The sequence below is a fragment of the Bacillus sp. FJAT-27231 genome (assembly GCF_001183975.1).
Taxonomy (GTDB): Bacteria; Bacillota; Bacilli; order Bacillales; family Domibacillaceae; genus Pseudobacillus; species Pseudobacillus wudalianchiensis.
Map to the genome: position 1 here is coordinate 410,635 of NZ_LFZU01000001.1, position 18,458 is coordinate 429,092.

Here is an 18,458-nt window from a genome sequence, read left to right on the forward strand (position 1 = left end):
TTTGAATAAAAAGGTATTTTCGGCGGCATTTGCAGCGATGCTTCTTGTCAGTGGTTGTGCGCCGAAATTAGATAAAAAAGAAGAAGTAATCCAGGAAGATGGGAAACAGGAGAAAGCGATCATTCCAAATTATCAAATCTCTGAGAATTTTTATCGGACGATCGTGCCATTCAAGCCAGGAAAGGCAAGGGGAATGGTCGTCTCGAACCTTAACACACGCTTTGATATTGTAGAGTTTGAAACAGGCTTAATGAGGATTGCCCAGGATAATTTTTCACCGAAAAGTTATTTATTTCAGGAAGGTCAAATGCTTGATAGTGATACGATCAAAGCCTGGCTGCACCGGAAATATACGGATGAGCAACTAAAAGAGAAGAAGCTTGAATCGAAAGATAACCTTGGCTTGAACCCAATAGATGATGGGAAAGGCTCAGTGGAGCAGCGGAATGAAAAAAGCCCCATTTATCTAGCGCACATTATGGAGCATGATTATCTGACAAAAACAGATAATAATTCACTGCAGCTATCAGGAGCGGTCATTGGCCTTGCTTTAAATTCTGTGCACTATTATACAAAAGAGAAGTACGGGGCCGTATATGATTATAAGATCCCTGATGAAGAAGTAGAAAGAGAAGGCAAAAAAATAGCGGACGAGGTAGCAAAAAGAGTACGGCAGACGAAAGGGCTGAAAGATATACCCGTCACGATTGCTCTTTTTAAGCAAGCACCTCAAAACTCAGTCGTACCTGGCAATTTTATTGCCTACACCCATCTTGACGCCGATGAAGACACGATTAAAGGCTGGGAAAAAGTGAATGAAAAATATTATCTTTTCCCATCGGCAGAAGCGGAAAAAGATCATCGGGATGATACGACCTACTTCTTGAACTTTAAACAGGATGTTGAAAAGTACTTTCAAAACTACAATGGTGTTGTTGGGACAGCTCTTTACAACGGTGAAGAACTTGTTGACTTGAGAATTAAGATTCCAATCCAGTTCTATGGAAAAGCAGAAGCGATTGGGTTCACCCAATTCGTAACAGGGCTGATCATGGATCATTTCCCAGCTTACGTCCCGATTGAAGTTACCATTTCTTCAGTGAATGGGCCAGAAGCGCTCATTGTGAAGAAAGCCAATGAGAAAGAACCACAAGTTCATATTTATGAATAACAAAAGAGAATGTCCTAAAACTTTTATGTTTTAGGACATTCTCTTTTTAATTTTAATGATTGGCACCCCAACAACATCATTTGTTTTTTATCTCTTCTAACAGAGAAATCATCTTTTCATTTTGCTGAATGATGGTTTCGTTTTGTTTTCTTAATTTTGTAAAGTCAAATAAATAGATCAATAGAATGATGACGACAAGAAACCCCATACCTTCACCTCTGGCTCTGCTTTACTTGAATTTTACCATATTCAAGAAAAATTTTTTCAGAAAAGGTTGATATTTCCTGAAAACTGTATTATATATATTAATACAGTTAATACGGTTGGCTGAAAGGAAGCGAAGCGATGTTTACGATTGATACAAGGAGCCGTGTCCCGATTTATGAGCAGCTGATGAGCAAGTTAAAGGAATTAATTATTCGTGAAGTGTGGAAGGAAGATGAACAGCTGCCGTCGGTCCGGTCACTTGCCCAGGATTTGACGATTAATCCAAACACGATACAAAAGGCATATCGCGAATTGGAACGAGAAGGCTACATCTATTCTGTTCCGGGAAAGGGAAGCTTTGTCGCCCCTGTGAAAAAAGAAATTAGCGAGGAGCGGATGATGGTGCTGAAGAAAGAGTTAGAGAGGGTAGTAGGGGAAATCTTATTTCTAGGAGTATCTAAAGAGGATGTCATTCGATTAATTGAAAAAATGGAGATGCCGGAAAGGGAGAACGAGGATGATCACAGCTGAAAAAGTATCAAAGCGATTCGGACGCTATGAGGCAGTAAAAGACGTCTCTATCCATGTAAAAAAGGGTTCCATCTATGGACTGCTTGGTTCAAATGGAGCTGGGAAAACAACTTTTTTAAAGATCATAACAGGGATCATTCGTCCGGATCAAGGCTTGACAGAGATTGAAGGAGAGTCTGTGTATGAACGGCCGGAAGTAAAAGAAAGAGCCTTGTTTATTCCAGATCAGCCTTATTTCTTTCAGCAGTCCACACTGATGCAGATGTCTTCTTTTTATAAAGCAGTTTATAAGCGTTGGGATGAAAAGCGATTTCAAAAGCTGCACGGACACTTTGGATTAAATCCTCATGCAAAGCTGTCACGAATGTCAAAAGGGATGCAGCGGCAGGCGGCCTTTATTTTAACGTTGTCTGCCATGCCGGACGTACTTATACTAGATGAGCCGTTTGACGGTCTTGATCCTGTCGTGCGGCAGCAAGTGAAGAACCTGCTGATCCAAGATGTCAGCGAGCGAGAAATGACTGTCATCGTTTCTTCACATAACTTGCGTGAAATGGAAGATTTCTGTGATAGTGTCGGCATCATGCATAAGGGCAGATTACTATTTGAGCGAGAATTAGAAGAGTTAAAGACAGATGTTTGCAAAGTGCAAGTCGCTTTTCGAAAATTGCCGGATTCATCATTTTTGGACGGCTTGAACCTTCTTCACTATGAAAAGCGGGGACGTGTACTCATTTGTATTGTGCGCGGACAGGAAGAGGAAATTCACCGGCACGTGCAAGCTTTTGAACCGGCAATATTTGATATTCTGCCGTTAACTCTGGAAGAAATATTTACGTATGAAATGGGGAGTGTCGGCTATGAAATCCGGAACCTTATCGTTTAATAAAGGGCTGTTTCAGCAGCATGCCCGCTCAGTTTTATGGATTAGCATCTTTTTTGCACTGGCTTTGCTCCTTGTTCTTCCGCTCGGTATGTGGATGATCTATATGAATGCAGAATCAATGGATATTTATCTCCCTCATAAAGGGAAAAACGGAGTGTTTACTTTTTCCTACCCGTATCAGTTTATCACTTTCCTTGTTTTTCCTGTGATTACTGGATTAGTTTTAACTAGTTATATGACGAAAAAAGGGTCTTCTGATTTTATGCATAGCCTGCCTTTCAAGCGGGAAACTTTATTAACACATGTATATGCGGCTGGTGGCATCGCTTTGATTCTGCCTATTCTATTAACTGGGGCAGTATTAATAATCATCCGTCCATTTATGACGCCACCGCTTTATACAATGGGGAATATTGTTGGCTGGATCGGCATTTCATTGCTCATTGTCTTATTAATGTTTACCGTCACTATTTTTGTTGGCTTATTTATCGGCTCAACCTTGATTCAAGGAGTCATGGCTTACGGCATTCTCATTTTGCCGGGAGCACTCATTATGCTTGCTTTAGGCAACGCCCGCTTTTTCATTAACGGATTGGCGGCAGATGCTTATATCGATAGGGTTATGACAAAAGGGATTTTTCTAGTAAGGGCGGCATCCATTACAGAAAAGCCATTCAGCAGTTTAGAGCTGGTTTTATATATTGGATTGATCGTTCTGCTCATTGCTGTTTCTTATTTTATTTATAAAGTACGGCCAGCAGAAGCTGTCGATGAGACGATTGCGTTTCCTTTCTTTCGTTCTCTGTTCATTTTCAGTCTTACCCTGTTTGTTATGCTTGCAAGCGGACTGTACTTTGCAGAGTTTTTGAATGGGGCATTTGGCTGGACATTGTTTGGCTATGCAATCGGCGCATTCGTTGGTTATACGATTATGCAAATGATCGTCCAGAAAACCTTGCGTCTTTCATGGCCGTGGAAGGGGTTTGTTCTGTATGCCGCCGCTGTTATCGTTTTATTGATACCGACAGCTATTTTGGCGGGTGCTTACGAGAAAAAAATTCCGGCAGAAAACGAGATTGCCGCAGTATATGCTGGAGATAGTATTTCTTACGACTCTACGTATCTTCCTGACTCTGCAGCTATTGATAAAAAGAGATTTGGAGAAATGAAAGGAAGAGAATCCATTCGTCAAACGATTTCCCTTCACAAACAATTAATGAAGGAAGGGCATCCATCTAAACAGCGGAATTATCAAGTTGGCATTGTATATAAGCTGAAAGATGGAAGCCGGATAGACCGGCAATATTATTTAGATGCTGACCAGGTAGCAGAAATGACAAAGGAGTTAAGAAACAATCAAGAATTCAAGCAAAAAACGAGCCCCATTTTTGCCATTACTCGTCCTGAAAAAATCAGTTATTTAGCTGTCGCAGACTTTCAAGGAACGAGAGATCTGCGAGTAACAGATCAAGAAGAGATGAAGAGTCTCATCCAAGCTGTAAAAAGGGATACGTTAAGGGAAGCATCACGCCGATTTGTCATTTATGACCTTTCTCAAGTTGGCGAAGTGCAGATCTGGTTTACGAACGGGCATATGATGTCTGTCCCAATTTATCTGGACCAGGAACAGACTATGCGTTACATTCATGAAAAGGTTAGAGGCGGAACGAATTTCGCATCGGCTGAACAAGTAGAAGAAGCTTACATTCTAACGACTGATACATCAGAGCGCCGCGAACAGCTCATGACGTATATAAATGAAAATTCTTTCAGTGAGAAGGAAACAGAATTGAGTGATATTCCAGTGCCAGCCGAGAAAGTGACAGACCCTGGCCAATTAAAACAATTGTTAGACCCTGCTCATCTGGAACAAGAAGGCAACAAGAGTTTATTGATTAGATGGAAAGGAAATAGACAAATATCTATTGTAGGGATAAAAGAATAATAGAGAAACAGCTGCCGAGATCACTCGGCAGCTGTTTTTATATTTGTCGAAAAGAAAATTTAAAATAGTTTGAAAAAGGGCTTCCATTTTCAAAAACACTGTTATATAATACAAACAACAGATGATAACTGTTTTATAACAACAGATGATCAACACAAGCAGCGAAGAATGGGGTAACGACAGGCATTAAGGCAAAGAATGCCACTTGAACAAGGGCAGTGCTGTTACATAATTTTTTAAAACAGCTATTGCGCAACATTCATAAAAAAACATATGGGAGGAATTAAAATGACAAACGAACGCGTACAACAATTACAAGAACAATGGGAGAATGATAAAAGATGGCAAGGGATTACTCGTCCCTATACAGCAGAGGAAGTAATCAAACTACGTGGCTCTATTGACATTGAACATACACTGGCACGCCGCGGAGCAGAAAAGTTATGGAACTACTTAAATACGGAAGACTTCATTAATGCTCTTGGTGCTTTAACTGGAAACCAGGCTGTCCAACAAGTAAAAGCAGGACTGAAAGCTATTTACTTGAGCGGCTGGCAAGTAGCGGCAGATGCCAACCTTTCCGGTCATATGTACCCAGACCAAAGCTTGTACCCTGCGAACAGCGTTCCGAGTGTAGTCAAGCGTATTAATCAAGCTTTACAACGGGCTGACCAAATCGCTCACATGGAAGGCGACGATTCCATTGATTACTTTGCGCCGATCGTGGCAGATGCCGAAGCTGGATTCGGCGGCCAGTTGAACGTGTTTGAATTGATGAAAGGCATGATCGAAGCGGGTGCAGCAGGTGTTCACTTCGAAGATCAGCTTTCTTCAGAGAAAAAATGTGGCCATTTAGGCGGAAAAGTTCTCCTCCCAACGAAAACAGCCGTGAAAAACTTGATTGCGGCCCGCCTTGCAGCAGACGTTATGGGAACACCAACTATTCTAGTTGCCCGTACAGATGCTAATGCCGCTGATTTAATTACAAGCGACTTTGACCCAGCTGATGCTCCATTTATTACGGGCGAGCGCACACCAGATGGTTTCTATCGTACAAAAGCTGGCCTTGACCAAGCGATTGCTCGCGGCCTTGCTTATGCTCCATATGCAGACCTTATCTGGTGTGAAACATCTGAGCCAAATCTTGAAGAAGCGCGCCGCTTTGCTGAAGCGATTCATGAGCAATTCCCTGGAAAAATGCTTGCTTACAACTGCTCGCCTTCTTTCAACTGGAAAGCAAAACTTGACGATGAGACGATCGAAACGTTCCAAGTGGAGCTTAGCAAAATGGGGTATAAGTTCCAATTCGTTACACTTGCTGGCTTCCATTCTTTGAACCACAGCATGTTCAAATTGGCGCTTGGCTACAAGGATCGCGGCATGGGCGCTTACTCCGAGCTGCAACAAGCCGAATTCGATTCAGAAAAAGATGGCTACACAGCTACACGTCACCAGCGTGAAGTTGGCACTGGCTACTTTGACCAAGTATCCATGGTCGTTTCTGGCGGTGAATCTTCTACAACAGCCCTAAAAGGTTCAACAGAAGAAGACCAATTCCAAACACAAGCTTAATACACTGAACTGCCTCCAGCATATTGGAGGCAGTTTTTTGTGTTGAGTATAAGCATTAGTTGTTAATTTTGAACAAACTAGCGAAAACAGGAGAGAAAAGAAAGATTCTTTTACGTAGAAGCTATTTGAATAATAGAAAGCGTGATAAAATAAAGGCTGGAGAAATCCTTTAGAATATTGCTACTAAGCGTTCATATTTGATAAGATGAATAGTATTGTGATCGTTTTATATTTTTCTTGGAGGTGAAGGAAATTGTCACGAATTTCCGAAGAGCAAGTTAGACACGTCGCTCATCTTGCGCGTCTGGCTATAACAGACGAAGAGGTAGAAACATTTACAGCTCAGCTTGATAGCATTATCCAATTCGCTGAACAGCTGAATGAACTAGATACAACTGGGGTAAAACCAACGTCACACGTGTTGGATATGAAAAATGTATTGCGTGAAGACAAGTCCGAACCAGGGTTGCCGCGCGAGGAAGTATTGAAAAATGCTCCGGATCACGAAGATGGGCAAATCCGCGTTCCGGCAATCATTGAGTAAGGAGAGAACAAAATGTCATTATTTAATCATACATTGACGGAGCTTCATGACCTTTTACATAAGAAAGAAGTATCCATTCCTGATTTAGTGGATGAATCTTATAAAAGAATTAGCGAAGTAGAAGATAAAGTAAAAGCTTTTATCACATTAGATGAAGAAAATGCTCGTAAGCAGGCAGAGGCGTTACAGGCGAAAGTTGGCACGGATGAAGCAAAAGGCCTTCTATTCGGAATGCCAATTGGAATTAAAGATAATATTGTAACAAAAGGGCTGCGCACAACGAGCGGCAGCCAAATTTTAAATAACTTCGATCCAATTTATGATGCAACGGTGATGCACAAGCTTCACGAAGCCCAAGCCATTACGATTGGAAAGTTAAACATGGATGAATTCGCGATGGGGTCTTCGACAGAAAATTCTAGCTATCAAAAGACAGCAAACCCATGGGATGTAAGCAGAGTGCCAGGTGGTTCATCAGGCGGTTCAGCTGCAGCGGTGGCGGCAGGGGAAGTACCGTTCTCACTAGGTTCTGATACAGGTGGTTCCATCCGCCAGCCAGCCGCTTTCTGTGGCGTTGTCGGGTTGAAACCCACATATGGCCGTGTTTCTCGTTTTGGTTTGATTGCTTTTGCTTCTTCTTTAGATCAAATCGGGCCGATTACACGTAATGTAGAAGATAATGCTCGTTTGCTTGAAGCCATCTCCGGTTTAGACCCAATGGATGCTACTTCTGCAAATGTACCAGTTGATACGTATTCTGATGCGTTAACAGGCGACATTAAAGGTTTAAGAATTGCTGTGCCAAAAGAGTATCTTGGCGAAGGGGTCTCAGAAGACGTGCGTCAATCTGTGTTAGATGCATTAAAAGTATTAGAAGGACTCGGCGCTACATGGGAAGAAGTGTCTCTCCCACATTCTAAATATGGATTGGCTACTTATTATTTATTGTCTTCTTCAGAAGCGTCTTCTAACCTTGCCCGTTTTGACGGTATTCGTTACGGCTACCGTGCTGAAAATGCAGAAAACTTAATTGATCTTTACAAAAAGACACGTGCGGAAGGCTTTGGCGATGAAGTAAAACGTCGTATTATGCTCGGTACATTCGCTTTAAGCTCTGGCTACTACGATGCTTACTACAAAAAAGCTCAACAAGTACGTACATTGATTAAAAAAGACTTTGAAGACGTATTCGAAAACTATGACGTCATTATCGGACCAACAACACCGACCCCAGCTTTTAAAATAGGTGAAAATATTGATGATCCATTAACGATGTATGCGAACGATATTTTAACGATTCCGGTAAACCTTGCAGGGGTTCCGGGAATTTCCGTGCCGTGTGGATTCTCAGGCGGTATGCCGCTTGGTCTGCAAATTATCGGCAAGCACTTTGATGAGAAAACGGTCTACCGTACGGCTTATGCATACGAGCAGGCAACTAATTTCCATCAACAGAAACCATCGCTGTAAGGGGTGACACACATGAACTTTGAAACGGTTATTGGGCTAGAAGTCCACGTAGAGCTGAAAACAGAATCCAAAATCTTTTCTTCTGCTCCCGCTCATTTCGGAGCAGAACCAAATACGAATACAACGGTCATCGATCTTGCTTATCCAGGTGTGCTCCCTGTTTTAAATAAGCAGGCAGTCGAGTTTGCAATGAAGGCGGCTATGGCGTTAAACTGTGAGATCAATACAGAAACGAAGTTTGACCGCAAAAACTACTTTTATCCGGACAATCCGAAAGCCTACCAAATTTCGCAGTTTGATAAGCCAATCGGTGAAAATGGCTGGATTGAAATTGAAGTAAATGGCGAAAAGAAAAAAATCGGCATTACGCGTCTACACTTAGAAGAGGACGCTGGGAAATTAACACACTCCCGTAACGGTTATTCGCTCGTTGACTACAATCGTCAAGGCACACCGCTCGTTGAAATCGTCTCTGAACCGGATATCCACACGCCTGAAGAAGCGTATGCGTATCTTGAAAAATTAAAATCCATCATCCAATATACAGAAGTATCCGACTGTAAAATGGAAGAAGGCTCCCTTCGCTGTGATGCGAATATTTCTCTTCGTCCATACGGTCAAGAAGAGTTCGGTACAAAAACTGAGTTAAAGAACTTAAACTCTTTCAACTTTGTTCGCAAAGGGTTGGAGTACGAAGAAAAGCGCCAGGCGGATGTATTGTCTTCCGGCGGTGTCATCGAACAGGAAACACGCCGCTTTGATGAAGCGACAGGCAAAACATTGCTTATGCGTGTAAAAGAAGGCTCCGATGATTATCGTTATTTCCCTGAGCCGGACCTCGTTGAATTGTACATCGATGACGAGTGGAAAGAGCGTGTCCGCGCTTCGATTCCAGAATTGCCGGATCAACGGAAAGAGCGTTATATGAATGAACTTGGTCTGCCAGCACATGATGCGAACGTATTGACGATGACAAAAGAAATGTCTGACTTTTTTGAAGCAACTGTGCAAGAGGGAGCTGACCCTAAGCTAGCTTCTAACTGGCTCATGAGTGAAGTATCAGCTTACTTGAACGCAGAAGGCAAAGAGTTAGGGGAAGTTGCCCTGACACCAAAGAGCCTAGCTGATATGATCGCTTTAATTGAAAAAGGAACGATCTCCTCTAAGATCGCCAAGAAAGTCTTTAAAGAGCTTGTAGAAAACGGCGGCGATCCAGCGACAATCGTGAAGGAAAAAGGTCTTGTGCAAATTTCTGACGAAGGCGAATTGCTGAAGTTTATTACAGAAGCGCTTGATGCGAACCCGCAATCTATCGAAGACTTTAAAAATGGTAAAAGCAAAGCAGTCGGCTTCCTTGTCGGCCAAATCATGAAAGCTTCTAAAGGACAAGCCAATCCATCTGTACTAAACAAATTGCTGCTCGAAGAAATCAAAAAACGCTAAATTGTGTAAGCCTCTCAAGCTGTCTGCTTGAGAGGCTTTTTGTCTGATTTTTAGATAAAGCGAGCGCGTTTCAAGATATGTAGCCGATCATCTAGGATAAAATCCATATTCATCTCTTCAAGTACTCCCTCTTATCATGTTCTACGATTACCAACCGCCAGCTTCGTAAATTTCCGCAAATTTTCTGTCCGCAGTTAGCTCATTATTTTCTTTCTCCCATGAATTTAACCTGTAAAGGGAAGAACAAAGGGAGAAGATACCTTTTAAACTTTAATTCCTAGTTGACAGATGGGTAATAAAGGATTAAACTACATATAACCTATAAAAATAATCGGAATTGAAAGGGGAGCCAAATATGAAAGAACAATTTGCAGTTATCCCAGGAGCAGAATCATTTTACTTTGAGGGAAATGATATTGGAATTTTGCTTTCTCACGGTTTTATTGGAACGCCGCAAAGTGTACACTTTTTAGGAGAGAAGCTTGCAAAACAAGGTTTTACAGTTTTGGCTCCTCGTTTGAAAGGGCACGGCACTCATTATCTCGACATGGAGCAGTGCACACATGAAGACTGGTATCAAAGCTTGAAGCAAGGATATTGGCAGTTGAAGAAGCGGGGAAAGAGAGTGTTCGTAATGGGGCAATCCATGGGAGGGACATTGGCGCTTAAGCTTGCTGCTGAGTATAAAGATATTGAAGGAATTATCACAATTAATGCCGCTTTATCTCTTCCTGCTGTTGAATATTTAAGAGAAGAACGAGCTCCTCGTTTTATAAAAGAAGGAGCGCCAGATATTAAAGCGGAGAATGTTCATGAAATTACTTATGAAAAAGCGCCAGTCCGGGCGATTCGCGAATTACAGGAATTGATGGCTGAAGCACCAGCTTTGATTCATAACATTCAAGTTCCCGCTCTATGCATTAAATCATTCACCGATCATGTAGTTCCGCCAGAAAATACCGTGTTTATTTACCGAGCGCTTGCATCCAAAAACAAACGGCTTGTGACACTGCCAAACTCTTATCACGTCGCGTCGATGGATCATGACAAAGAGTTGATTGTTGAGCAGGCAGCTCGTTTTATCAGCTCTTACGCTGCGGTTCATGATTATGTTGCTATAAAATAACCTAGTCCAGACACCTCTCTGCCATAGAGAGGTGTTTTATTTTGGTTTCCTGTCGCATAAAAAGAGGTAAATACAAAAAGATAAAATAAAGAGGTGAAGATGATGAGGAAAGGTTTAGGACCACTAGCCATTATTGCCATTATCGTTGTAGTGCTAGCAGCCATGCTGATCCCAAGTTATAATGGCATGGTTGAAAGAGAAGAAAATGTCGATCAAGCTTATGCACAGGTCGAGAATCAACTGCAGCGAAGAATGGATTTAATTCCGAACTTAGTGAATACGGTAAAAGGATTTGCCAGTCATGAAAAAGAAGTGTTGAAAAACGTTTCGGATGCTCGTGCCAAGCTGGCTGGAGCCGGTTCTCCGAAAGAGCAGGCTGAGGCGAATGACGAGTTATCAGGAGCATTGAGCCGATTACTGGTCGTTGTTGAAAACTATCCGCAGTTAAAAGCGGATGCTAATTTCAGACAACTAATGGATGAACTGGCCGGAACGGAAAATAGATTAGCTGTTGCCCGACAAGATTATAACGCTGAAGTAGCGACCTATAATAAAAAAATTAAGCGATTTCCTGGTTCCTTGATGGCAGGCATCTTTGGATTTGATGAGAAAGAATACTTTAAAGCCGAGGCAGGAGCGAAGGAAGCGCCAAAAGTAGATTTTGAGGGTGTACAGCAATGATGAAAAAAGCTGCTTTCTTTTTAGCAGCAGTGATTCTTTCTATTCAATCATTTGTTACGCCTGCTTTGGCGGCACCAGCGCCTCAAGGAGATATTTATGTTCAGGATTTCTCGGGTGTGTTGTCTCCGGAGCAAAAAGCAGAGCTGATCCAGCTAGGGAGGCAGCTTGAAGATGCTACTACTGCTCAAGTTGCTGTGCTGACAGTGCCGACGACAGAAGGCAAGCCTATCGAACAGTATGCGAATGAAGCCTTTCGGCAGTATGGATTAGGAAGTAAAAAAGAGAATAATGGTGTTCTGCTCGTTCTCACAACCGAAGGCGGCGAAGGAGAAAGAGATATTCGGGTAGAAGTCGGCTATGGGCTTGAAGGGGCTTTACCAGATGGGAAGGTCGGCAGGATTTTAGATGAATATGCTATTCCTTATCTAAAAAATGAAGCACCGGCAGAAGCGATTATGAACACATATAAGGCTTTGTATAACGAAACAGCGGCCGAATACAACTGGAATGGACAACAGGCGGATGCAAAAGCTTACTCTGCTAATGAAGGAGAAGGGATGAACCCCTTTCTGCTGATCATTATTGCCGTCGTCGTCATTTTTCTTGATATGAAGTTTTTCGGCGGCTTTTTAACACAAATCTTTTTTGCTATCCTGTCCCGCGGAGGCGGGGGAGGAGGCGGAGGGCCCCGTGGTGGAGGCGGAGGTTCTTCGGGCGGAGGCGGTGCCGGCAGAAGTTGGTAATCTAATTAGATTTTAGCGTGAATTCTCATACGAATTCACGCTTTTATCTTTGTTGATCATTCAATATTTTTTAAGATTTTTCATGTGAATTCACATACAATCAACCCGGGAAAGGCATTAAGAAATAATCCCTTATATTCCTTAATGTTGTTTATCTAAGGCTAGTTTTAAACCAAATCCAATTAAGACAAGACCTGTTGCTTTCTCCATTGTCTTTTGAACTTTTGGGGACATCAGCCATTCACGTAAATAGTTAATGAAAAAGACATAAATAAAAAACCAAGAAATAGAAAGCAGTGTGTAAATCACTCCCATTATAATCAGTTGTTGTGTTGCGTTTTCTCCTGTTTTCACGAATTGAGGTAAAAAGGTTAAGAAAAACATGGCAACTTTAGGGTTCAGTATATTTGAGAAGAGACCTTGTTTAAAGGCTGACTTTTTTATTTCAACATTATTTTGTTTTTTGATGCTGGTAACTGTCTTCTTTTTTCTTGAGAGAAAAGAAGACAGTCCAAGATATATTAAGTAGATAGCACCAACATATTTAACGATCTCAAAAGCAACAGTGGACTGCATCAAAATAGCTGACAGTCCAAAAGCAGCAGCAAATGTATGCACCAAAGAGCCAGTTGTAATCCCTACAGCCATTTTATACCCATCGTTTCTTCCGTCTGAAATGGTCCTTTTCGTAATAAGTGCTGTGTCGATCCCTGGGCTCATCACAACAAATAATGAAAGGATTAAGAACGTAAAAAATTCATCCATTTTCTCCACCTCCTACTGACCTGTAAAACGTCATCTCTTAAAATAAAATTTAACACATACTCAGTTTTTTGTTAATTGTAATTTTTGAAAATTCAATCATATTCTTTTTTTTGCAGCCTCGCCAGCCTTTTAACTGTCTTTTAAATTAAAAAACGCTGTTGAAATCAAACTCAACAGCGTTTTCTTATGTGAATCACTTGTTAGCATCTTTAAAAATAATCCGTTATAATAGTCACTTTTTTTGTTATTGGCCAGCTGTTTTCTCGTATGTATGTTCCTTAATTGTTTCGATAAGGATAGCTGCTGCCTGATTCATTTCTTCTTCTGTTACATTCAGTGGCGGAAGCAGACGAATGGTATTCGTACCGGCTGTTAAAATTAACAGTCCTTTTTCGCGTGCCGCGGGAATGAATGACGCTGCTTCTTCGTTCATTTCGATGCCGACCATCAAGCCTTTTCCTTTTATTTTTTTGACTTGTGGAACAGAAGAAAGACCTTCTGTAAGCAGGGAAGAAAGGTGCTCACCTTTTTTCGTCACGTCCTCTAAAAAGACATTGTCAAAAATGGTGTCAAGCGTCGCTTTTGCGGCAGCAAGAGAGACGGGGTTGCCGCCGAAGGTAGAACCGTGTGAACCAGGTGAAAAGGCCTCCGCCAATTCTTTTTTGCCGATAATGGCACCGAGCGGCAGGCCGCTGGCAATGCCTTTAGCGCTTGAAACAATATCGGGGTTAAGCTCAATATGCTGGAAGGCAAACGGTTTTCCCGTCCGTCCAATTCCTGTTTGCACCTCATCGACAATAACGAGCGAGCCGTTGTCATGAGCAAGCTGTTCGACTTGAAGGAGAAATTCGGGATCACCAGCGTTCAGGCCGCCTTCTCCTTGGATAATTTCAAACATGATGGCTGCTGTTTCTTCGTCTACCGCTGCTTTCAAAGCTTCCAAATCATTGAAGGGAACATACTCAAATTTCTCAAGCATTGGACCGAAGCCTGTTTTGATCTTTTCCTGTCCAGTTGCGGCCATCGTGCCGAATGTGCGCCCGTGGAAGGAGTCAATAAACGTAATAATTTTAGGCCGTCCTGTTGCTTTGCGAGCTAATTTGATCGCGGCTTCGTTCGCCTCTGCGCCGCTGTTTGCGAAAAAGACTAAATCGAGACCTGAAGCGGCCGTCAATTGTTTGGCTACTTCTTCCTGCAGCTCGATTTGAAAGAGGTTAGATGTGTGCCAAAACTTTTCAAGCTGTTCGTTCACCGCTTGTTTCACATTGTCGGGCACATGGCCAAGATTGCATACACTAATTCCGGTCGTAAAGTCCAAATATTTTTTTCCGCTTTTATCTGTCAGCCAGGCGCCTTTAGCTGTGACCGGTGTGACATCCCAGCGGGCATAGGTAGGAAATAAGCTGCTCATATTGTCACCTTCTCTTTAATAAATTTTGTTCCGAGCCATTCACCGTGCTCATAAAAAGCTTTCTTGCCAGAAACGATATGCACACTTTGCACATGATCGGAAAAAGCTTTCAGGGCAGAGTGGACTTTAGGGATCATTCCGCCGCTAATAATGCCTTTGTCAATGAGTGCTTTCGTTTCCGTTTCTGTGAGTGTCGGTACAAGCTCGCCGTCCTTTAATACACCGTCTACATCGGTTACCATGAGGAAATGCTCTGCTTTTAAGGCGTTGGCTACTGCGCAGGCGGCGTGATCAGCGTTAATATTCAATACTGTTCCATTAGGTCCTGCTGCGAGCGGAGTCATTACAGGAAGCAGCTGTTCCTGGCACAGCAATTGAATAAATGGACTATTGACCGCCGTTACATCACCGACATAGCCGAGCTGCTCCTGATTAATAAAGTCAGCTTCGAGCAAGCCGTTGTCACTTGAGTTTAAACCGATTGCACGAATACCGTGCTTTTCAAGCATTCTGACGAGCTGCCGATTTAAGCTGCCGGCAAGAGCAAGCTCTGCTGTTTTCAATACTTGCTTAGAAGTAACGCGCAGTCCATTTTTAAATTCACTTTTTACTTGCAGCGCTTCAAGCATAGAATTGATTTCAGGTCCGCCGCCGTGTACAAACACGATGGCATAGCCTTGTTCTTGCAACTCTTTCATGCTGTCAAAAAACGCTTCTGATAGTTCGCTCAACACACTGCCTCCGCACTTTACAACGATGGTTTTCATAAGCTCCTCCTTGATAAAAATAGTAAGGAGCCAGTAGTTTGCAGGCTCCTTTTATGAGAAAAATTTAAGTTCTGTAGCTTGCATTGATTTTAATATAGTCATAAGAAAGGTCGCAGCCCCAAGCTAAGCCGTGGCCTTCTCCTAAGTGAAGGTTCACCGTAATTTTAATTTCTTCTTCTTTTAAATAAGCGATTACGTCTTCTTCTGAGTAATCGACTACTTCGCTTTGAGAAAGAATGAGGTGATCGCCGATGGAAATGTCGATCGTTTCCGGGTTGACTTCAATGTCGCTATAGCCAATCGCACTAATGATTCGGCCCCAGTTCGCATCAGCACCATAAACGGCTGTTTTGACGAGGTTGGAGCCAACTACTTCCTTAGCGGCTTTTTTTGCTTCTTCATCAGACACGGCACCAAGTACTTCTACCTCAACAAGCTTTGTCGCTCCTTCGCCATCGCGGGCAATTTTTTTGGCGAGCTGCTCACTAACTTCGTGAAGCATAGAGAGGAAGACCGGCCATTCCGGGTGCTCAGGTGAAAGCGGGGCGTTGCCTGCCAAACCATTCGCCATGACAACGACCGTGTCATTTGTGGATGTATCACCGTCAACCGTAATTTGATTAAAGGTTTGGTCTGTGACTTCGCTTAGGGCTGTTTGCAAATGTTCGGAAGCAACAGCTGCATCGGTTGTAACGTAAGCAAGCATGGTGGCCATGTTTGGATTAATCATCCCGGACCCTTTTGCGGCTCCACCCATTGTGACGGTTTTACCGTCAATCGTTGCTTGTACGGCCCACTTTTTTGTGGCAAGATCGGTTGTTAAAATAGCAGCCTCGAATTGTTCGGCTGCCGTTGCTTCCGGGGCAGGCTGCAAGTTCGCAATACCGGCTTTCATTTTATCCATTTTTAAGTATTCACCGATGACACCAGTGGAAGAAACAGCGACCAAGTGCTCCGGAATATTTAAATGTTCTGCAAGCCACTGACGTGTTTGATAAGCATCAGCGAGACCGCGCTTTCCTGTACAAGCATTGGCGCAGGCGCTATTGACCAAGATAGCTTGCAGCTTGTTTTCAACGGCCAGGCTGTCTTTTGTAACTTTAATTGGCGCTGCTTGGAAATGGCTCGTCGTATAAACCGCAGCGCTCTCAGCGGGGACTTCACTAAAGATGACACCTAAATCATTCTTAGAGTGACGCAGACCGGCGTGCAGTCCGGCAGCGGAAAACCCTTTCGGTGAGACGATCGAGCCTTGTAGCAGCACCTTTATATGAGTAGTTTCTTTTATTGCAGGCATAGTTGTTACCTCCTAAAGTGATTATGGATAGATTGGGAATCCGCGTAAGCCGGCTGTTTCTTCAAAGCCAAACATCAGGTTAGCGTTTTGGATGGCCTGGCCTGCTGCTCCCTTCATTAAATTATCGATAACAGAAACGATGGTGACTCTGTTCGTCCGTTCATCAACGGCCACTCCGATATCACAGAAATTCGAACCGGCGACTTCTTTTACGCCAGGGAACTCTCCTAGCGGACGGACGCGGACAAAAAAGTCATTTTGATACGTTTCTTCATATAACTGATGCAATTCTGCTGTAGTCATTGGCTTTTTCATTTGGGCATACGTTGTTGTCATAATTCCACGAGTGATAGGCAAAAGATGAGTAGAAAAGGTAATTGGGCTGCTACTGTTATCCCAGAGGCACAGCTGCTGCTCAATCTCAGGGATATGCTGATGTTGATTTACTTTGTAGATTTTAAAGTTGTCGTTCATTTCTGCAAAATGGACAGCAAGGGAAAGTCCGCGGCCGGCACCAGATACACCAGACTTGGCATCAATGATAATTCCGGTGCTGTCAATTGCCTCTGCCTGGATAGCAGGAGCAAGGCCTAGCAAGGCGGCTGTCGGATAACAACCCGGATTAGATAAAAGTGTTGCATTTTTGACTGCTTCCCGGTTCCATTCCGTCAAACCGTATACTGCTTGTTCTAGCACGCTCAGTTCAGCCGGTTCTTTTTTGTACCATTTTTCATAATGTTCCGGCTCTTTTAGACGTAGGTCACCTGATAGGTCGATCACTTTCGTACTGTTCTCTAATAACTTAGGCGACAGGGCGGCTGAAGCTCCAGAAGGAACAGCGAGAAACACGGCGTCGCATTCGTTTGTTATTTTCTCAGGATCGATTTTCATTAAAGGCAGTGGACAAATATCTTTTAAATGGGGATAGTCATCCGTTGCCGGTACTTGATCTTTACTCGATGAATATACAGAATGAAGGGTGAAGCTTGGATGGTTGGATAAAAGACGTATAAGTTCAATTCCTCCATATCCAGTAGCCCCGATAACTGCTGCTTTCATTGTGGCCTCCTGTTGTATTTTTATTTATCTAAATACATAAATATTAATATTTTTTTATAATTATAAGTTGGTTAACAAATTAAATCAACCACTTTTAGAAAAAAGCTCCACTTTATGAGATAATAAGGAGAGATCCTTTTATAATTCAGAGAAGAATAAAAGGATTTCTGGGAAGAATAGCGAATAACAAAGAAGAAGTATGAAGCTTCTTAGATCAATAAGTGGAGGAAAAGACCATGAATTTGATGGATTGGTTTCAAAAAGGCATCCCAGCGGATGAGTATATTGAAAATATGAAAGAGAATAAGGAAAGAGTTAAACAAATTCAATCCTCTTTTCAAATTCAAAAGGACGAAGCTTCTTTTTTAACAGGTCTGCAGGCAGAACAACTAAAAGTGATTGTACTGACGGAAGATTGGTGTGGTGATGCGATGTTAAACGTACCGATTTTACTAGAAATCGCGCATCATTCTGACATGGAAGTTCGCTTCTTATATAGAGATGAAAACTTAGAGCTGATGGATCAATATTTGACGAATGGGACGTCCCGGGCTATCCCGATCTTTATTTTTATTAATGAACAGGGAGAAGAGAAAGCCGTCTGGGGCCCCCGTGCTCAAGAGCTGCAGGAACTTGTAAACAGCAAACGGTCCAGCTTGCCGCCGCTTGATCATGAAGATTTTGCGGACAGGCAGAAAGAGATGTACCAGGAGCTTCAAGAGGCATACCTTACGAAAAGAGAGTTGTGGCAGGAAGTATACCGAAGTATCAAAACGTCATTGGCTGAACGGTTGTTTTAATAGAGGGCAGGCTTTCGGGAGAAATTCCGAAGCCTGCTTT

18 protein-coding genes are annotated in these 18,458 nt (G+C 42.6%); 12 read left to right on the top strand and 6 right to left on the bottom strand.

The window, feature by feature from the left end; genetic code table 11:
- The first annotated feature begins 1 nt into the window (after window position 1).
- Window positions 2–1,171: a CamS family sex pheromone protein gene (locus tag AC623_RS01980; RefSeq protein ID WP_442853523.1), complete on the top strand. Its 1,170-nt coding sequence runs from the start codon at window positions 2–4 to the stop codon at window positions 1,169–1,171.
- 76 nt (window positions 1,172–1,247) lie between these two features.
- On the opposite strand, the gene AC623_RS22065 is transcribed toward AC623_RS01980, so the two are convergent.
- Window positions 1,248–1,379, bottom strand: a complete 132-nt coding sequence (locus AC623_RS22065; protein WP_269429900.1) for a hypothetical protein — start codon at window positions 1,377–1,379, stop codon at window positions 1,248–1,250.
- A gap of 137 nt (window positions 1,380–1,516) precedes the next feature.
- Here AC623_RS22065 and AC623_RS01985 point away from each other — a divergent pair, with 137 nt between their 5' ends.
- From AC623_RS01985 to AC623_RS02030, 10 genes are all read left to right on the top strand, one after another.
- Window positions 1,517–1,909 (top strand): GntR family transcriptional regulator, encoded by a 393-nt coding sequence (locus AC623_RS01985; protein WP_049660022.1) that lies wholly within the window; start codon window positions 1,517–1,519, stop codon window positions 1,907–1,909.
- Window positions 1,896–2,795 (top strand): ABC transporter ATP-binding protein, encoded by a 900-nt coding sequence (locus AC623_RS01990; RefSeq protein WP_049660026.1) that lies wholly within the window; start codon window positions 1,896–1,898, stop codon window positions 2,793–2,795. Before AC623_RS01985 ends, AC623_RS01990 begins: the two co-directional genes overlap by 14 nt.
- Window positions 2,770–4,740, top strand: a complete 1,971-nt coding sequence (locus tag AC623_RS01995; RefSeq protein ID WP_049660028.1) for a DUF6449 domain-containing protein — start codon at window positions 2,770–2,772, stop codon at window positions 4,738–4,740. Before AC623_RS01990 ends, AC623_RS01995 begins: the two co-directional genes overlap by 26 nt.
- A 288-nt stretch (window positions 4,741–5,028) precedes the next feature.
- A complete protein-coding gene (gene aceA / locus AC623_RS02000) occupies window positions 5,029–6,312 on the top strand; it encodes an isocitrate lyase (RefSeq protein WP_049660030.1) in 1,284 nt (427 codons plus the stop codon).
- 253 nt (window positions 6,313–6,565) lie between these two features.
- The gene (gene gatC / locus AC623_RS02005; RefSeq protein ID WP_049660032.1) at window positions 6,566–6,856 is read left to right on the top strand and encodes an Asp-tRNA(Asn)/Glu-tRNA(Gln) amidotransferase subunit GatC; all 291 of its coding nucleotides are present in this window, start codon (window positions 6,566–6,568) and stop codon (window positions 6,854–6,856) included.
- A 12-nt stretch (window positions 6,857–6,868) separates the two neighbouring features.
- Complete coding sequence (gatA, locus tag AC623_RS02010; RefSeq protein WP_049660033.1) at window positions 6,869–8,326, top strand: Asp-tRNA(Asn)/Glu-tRNA(Gln) amidotransferase subunit GatA; 1,458 nt, start codon at window positions 6,869–6,871, stop codon at window positions 8,324–8,326.
- Window positions 8,327–8,338: 12 nt separating this feature from the next.
- Window positions 8,339–9,769, top strand: coding sequence for an Asp-tRNA(Asn)/Glu-tRNA(Gln) amidotransferase subunit GatB (gene gatB, locus AC623_RS02015; protein WP_049660035.1), 1,431 nt, complete (start codon window positions 8,339–8,341; stop codon window positions 9,767–9,769).
- 355 nt (window positions 9,770–10,124) lie between these two features.
- Window positions 10,125–10,895, top strand: a complete 771-nt coding sequence (locus AC623_RS02020; protein ID WP_049660036.1) for an alpha/beta hydrolase — start codon at window positions 10,125–10,127, stop codon at window positions 10,893–10,895.
- Window positions 10,896–10,997: 102 nt separating this feature from the next.
- Window positions 10,998–11,576 carry a LemA family protein gene (locus tag AC623_RS02025; RefSeq protein ID WP_049660038.1) on the top strand — a complete coding sequence of 193 codons (579 nt, stop codon included), beginning with the start codon at window positions 10,998–11,000 and terminating at the stop codon, window positions 11,574–11,576.
- Window positions 11,576–12,319 carry a TPM domain-containing protein gene (locus AC623_RS02030; protein ID WP_053104188.1) on the top strand — a complete coding sequence of 248 codons (744 nt, stop codon included), beginning with the start codon at window positions 11,576–11,578 and terminating at the stop codon, window positions 12,317–12,319. The genes AC623_RS02025 and AC623_RS02030 overlap by 1 nt, the downstream gene beginning before the upstream one ends.
- Before the next feature lie 141 nt (window positions 12,320–12,460).
- Here AC623_RS02030 and AC623_RS02035 read toward each other — a convergent pair whose 3' ends face one another.
- From AC623_RS02035 to argC, 5 genes are all read right to left on the bottom strand, one after another.
- Entirely contained in the window at window positions 12,461–13,084 is a 624-nt protein-coding gene (locus AC623_RS02035; protein ID WP_049660040.1) for a LysE family translocator, read from the bottom strand.
- A gap of 244 nt (window positions 13,085–13,328) precedes the next feature.
- Window positions 13,329–14,495 carry an acetylornithine transaminase gene (locus tag AC623_RS02040; RefSeq protein WP_049660042.1) on the bottom strand — a complete coding sequence of 389 codons (1,167 nt, stop codon included), beginning with the start codon at window positions 14,493–14,495 and terminating at the stop codon, window positions 13,329–13,331.
- Window positions 14,492–15,262, bottom strand: a complete 771-nt coding sequence (argB, locus tag AC623_RS02045) for an acetylglutamate kinase (protein WP_049660044.1) — start codon at window positions 15,260–15,262, stop codon at window positions 14,492–14,494. The genes AC623_RS02040 and argB overlap by 4 nt, the downstream gene beginning before the upstream one ends.
- A gap of 64 nt (window positions 15,263–15,326) precedes the next feature.
- Window positions 15,327–16,559, bottom strand: coding sequence for a bifunctional ornithine acetyltransferase/N-acetylglutamate synthase (argJ, locus tag AC623_RS02050; RefSeq protein ID WP_049660047.1), 1,233 nt, complete (start codon window positions 16,557–16,559; stop codon window positions 15,327–15,329).
- Between the two features lie 21 nt (window positions 16,560–16,580).
- Window positions 16,581–17,618: an N-acetyl-gamma-glutamyl-phosphate reductase gene (gene argC / locus AC623_RS02055; protein WP_049660048.1), complete on the bottom strand. Its 1,038-nt coding sequence runs from the start codon at window positions 17,616–17,618 to the stop codon at window positions 16,581–16,583.
- A 236-nt stretch (window positions 17,619–17,854) separates the two neighbouring features.
- Between argC and AC623_RS02060 the strand changes: the two genes are divergently transcribed.
- Window positions 17,855–18,418, top strand: coding sequence for a thioredoxin family protein (locus AC623_RS02060; protein ID WP_049660051.1), 564 nt, complete (start codon window positions 17,855–17,857; stop codon window positions 18,416–18,418).
- Window positions 18,419–18,458 lie beyond the last annotated feature (40 nt).

Coding starts and splice junctions, on each gene's coding strand:
- AC623_RS02040 (WP_049660042.1), bottom strand. CDS start 14,495: ATGAGCAGCTTATTTCCTACCTATGCCCGCTGGGATGTCACACCGGTC.
- gatA (WP_049660033.1), top strand. CDS start 6,869: ATGTCATTATTTAATCATACATTGACGGAGCTTCATGACCTTTTACAT.
- gatB (WP_049660035.1), top strand. CDS start 8,339: ATGAACTTTGAAACGGTTATTGGGCTAGAAGTCCACGTAGAGCTGAAA.
- argJ (WP_049660047.1), bottom strand. CDS start 16,559: ATGCCTGCAATAAAAGAAACTACTCATATAAAGGTGCTGCTACAAGGC.
- AC623_RS02025 (WP_049660038.1), top strand. CDS start 10,998: ATGAGGAAAGGTTTAGGACCACTAGCCATTATTGCCATTATCGTTGTA.
- argC (WP_049660048.1), bottom strand. CDS start 17,618: ATGAAAGCAGCAGTTATCGGGGCTACTGGATATGGAGGAATTGAACTT.
- AC623_RS01990 (WP_049660026.1), top strand. CDS start 1,896: ATGATCACAGCTGAAAAAGTATCAAAGCGATTCGGACGCTATGAGGCA.
- aceA (WP_049660030.1), top strand. CDS start 5,029: ATGACAAACGAACGCGTACAACAATTACAAGAACAATGGGAGAATGAT.
- AC623_RS22065 (WP_269429900.1), bottom strand. CDS start 1,379: ATGGGGTTTCTTGTCGTCATCATTCTATTGATCTATTTATTTGACTTT.
- AC623_RS02030 (WP_053104188.1), top strand. CDS start 11,576: ATGAAAAAAGCTGCTTTCTTTTTAGCAGCAGTGATTCTTTCTATTCAA.
- argB (WP_049660044.1), bottom strand. CDS start 15,262: ATGAAAACCATCGTTGTAAAGTGCGGAGGCAGTGTGTTGAGCGAACTA.
- AC623_RS02035 (WP_049660040.1), bottom strand. CDS start 13,084: ATGGATGAATTTTTTACGTTCTTAATCCTTTCATTATTTGTTGTGATG.
- AC623_RS01995 (WP_049660028.1), top strand. CDS start 2,770: ATGAAATCCGGAACCTTATCGTTTAATAAAGGGCTGTTTCAGCAGCAT.
- AC623_RS02020 (WP_049660036.1), top strand. CDS start 10,125: ATGAAAGAACAATTTGCAGTTATCCCAGGAGCAGAATCATTTTACTTT.
- AC623_RS01985 (WP_049660022.1), top strand. CDS start 1,517: ATGTTTACGATTGATACAAGGAGCCGTGTCCCGATTTATGAGCAGCTG.
- AC623_RS02060 (WP_049660051.1), top strand. CDS start 17,855: ATGAATTTGATGGATTGGTTTCAAAAAGGCATCCCAGCGGATGAGTAT.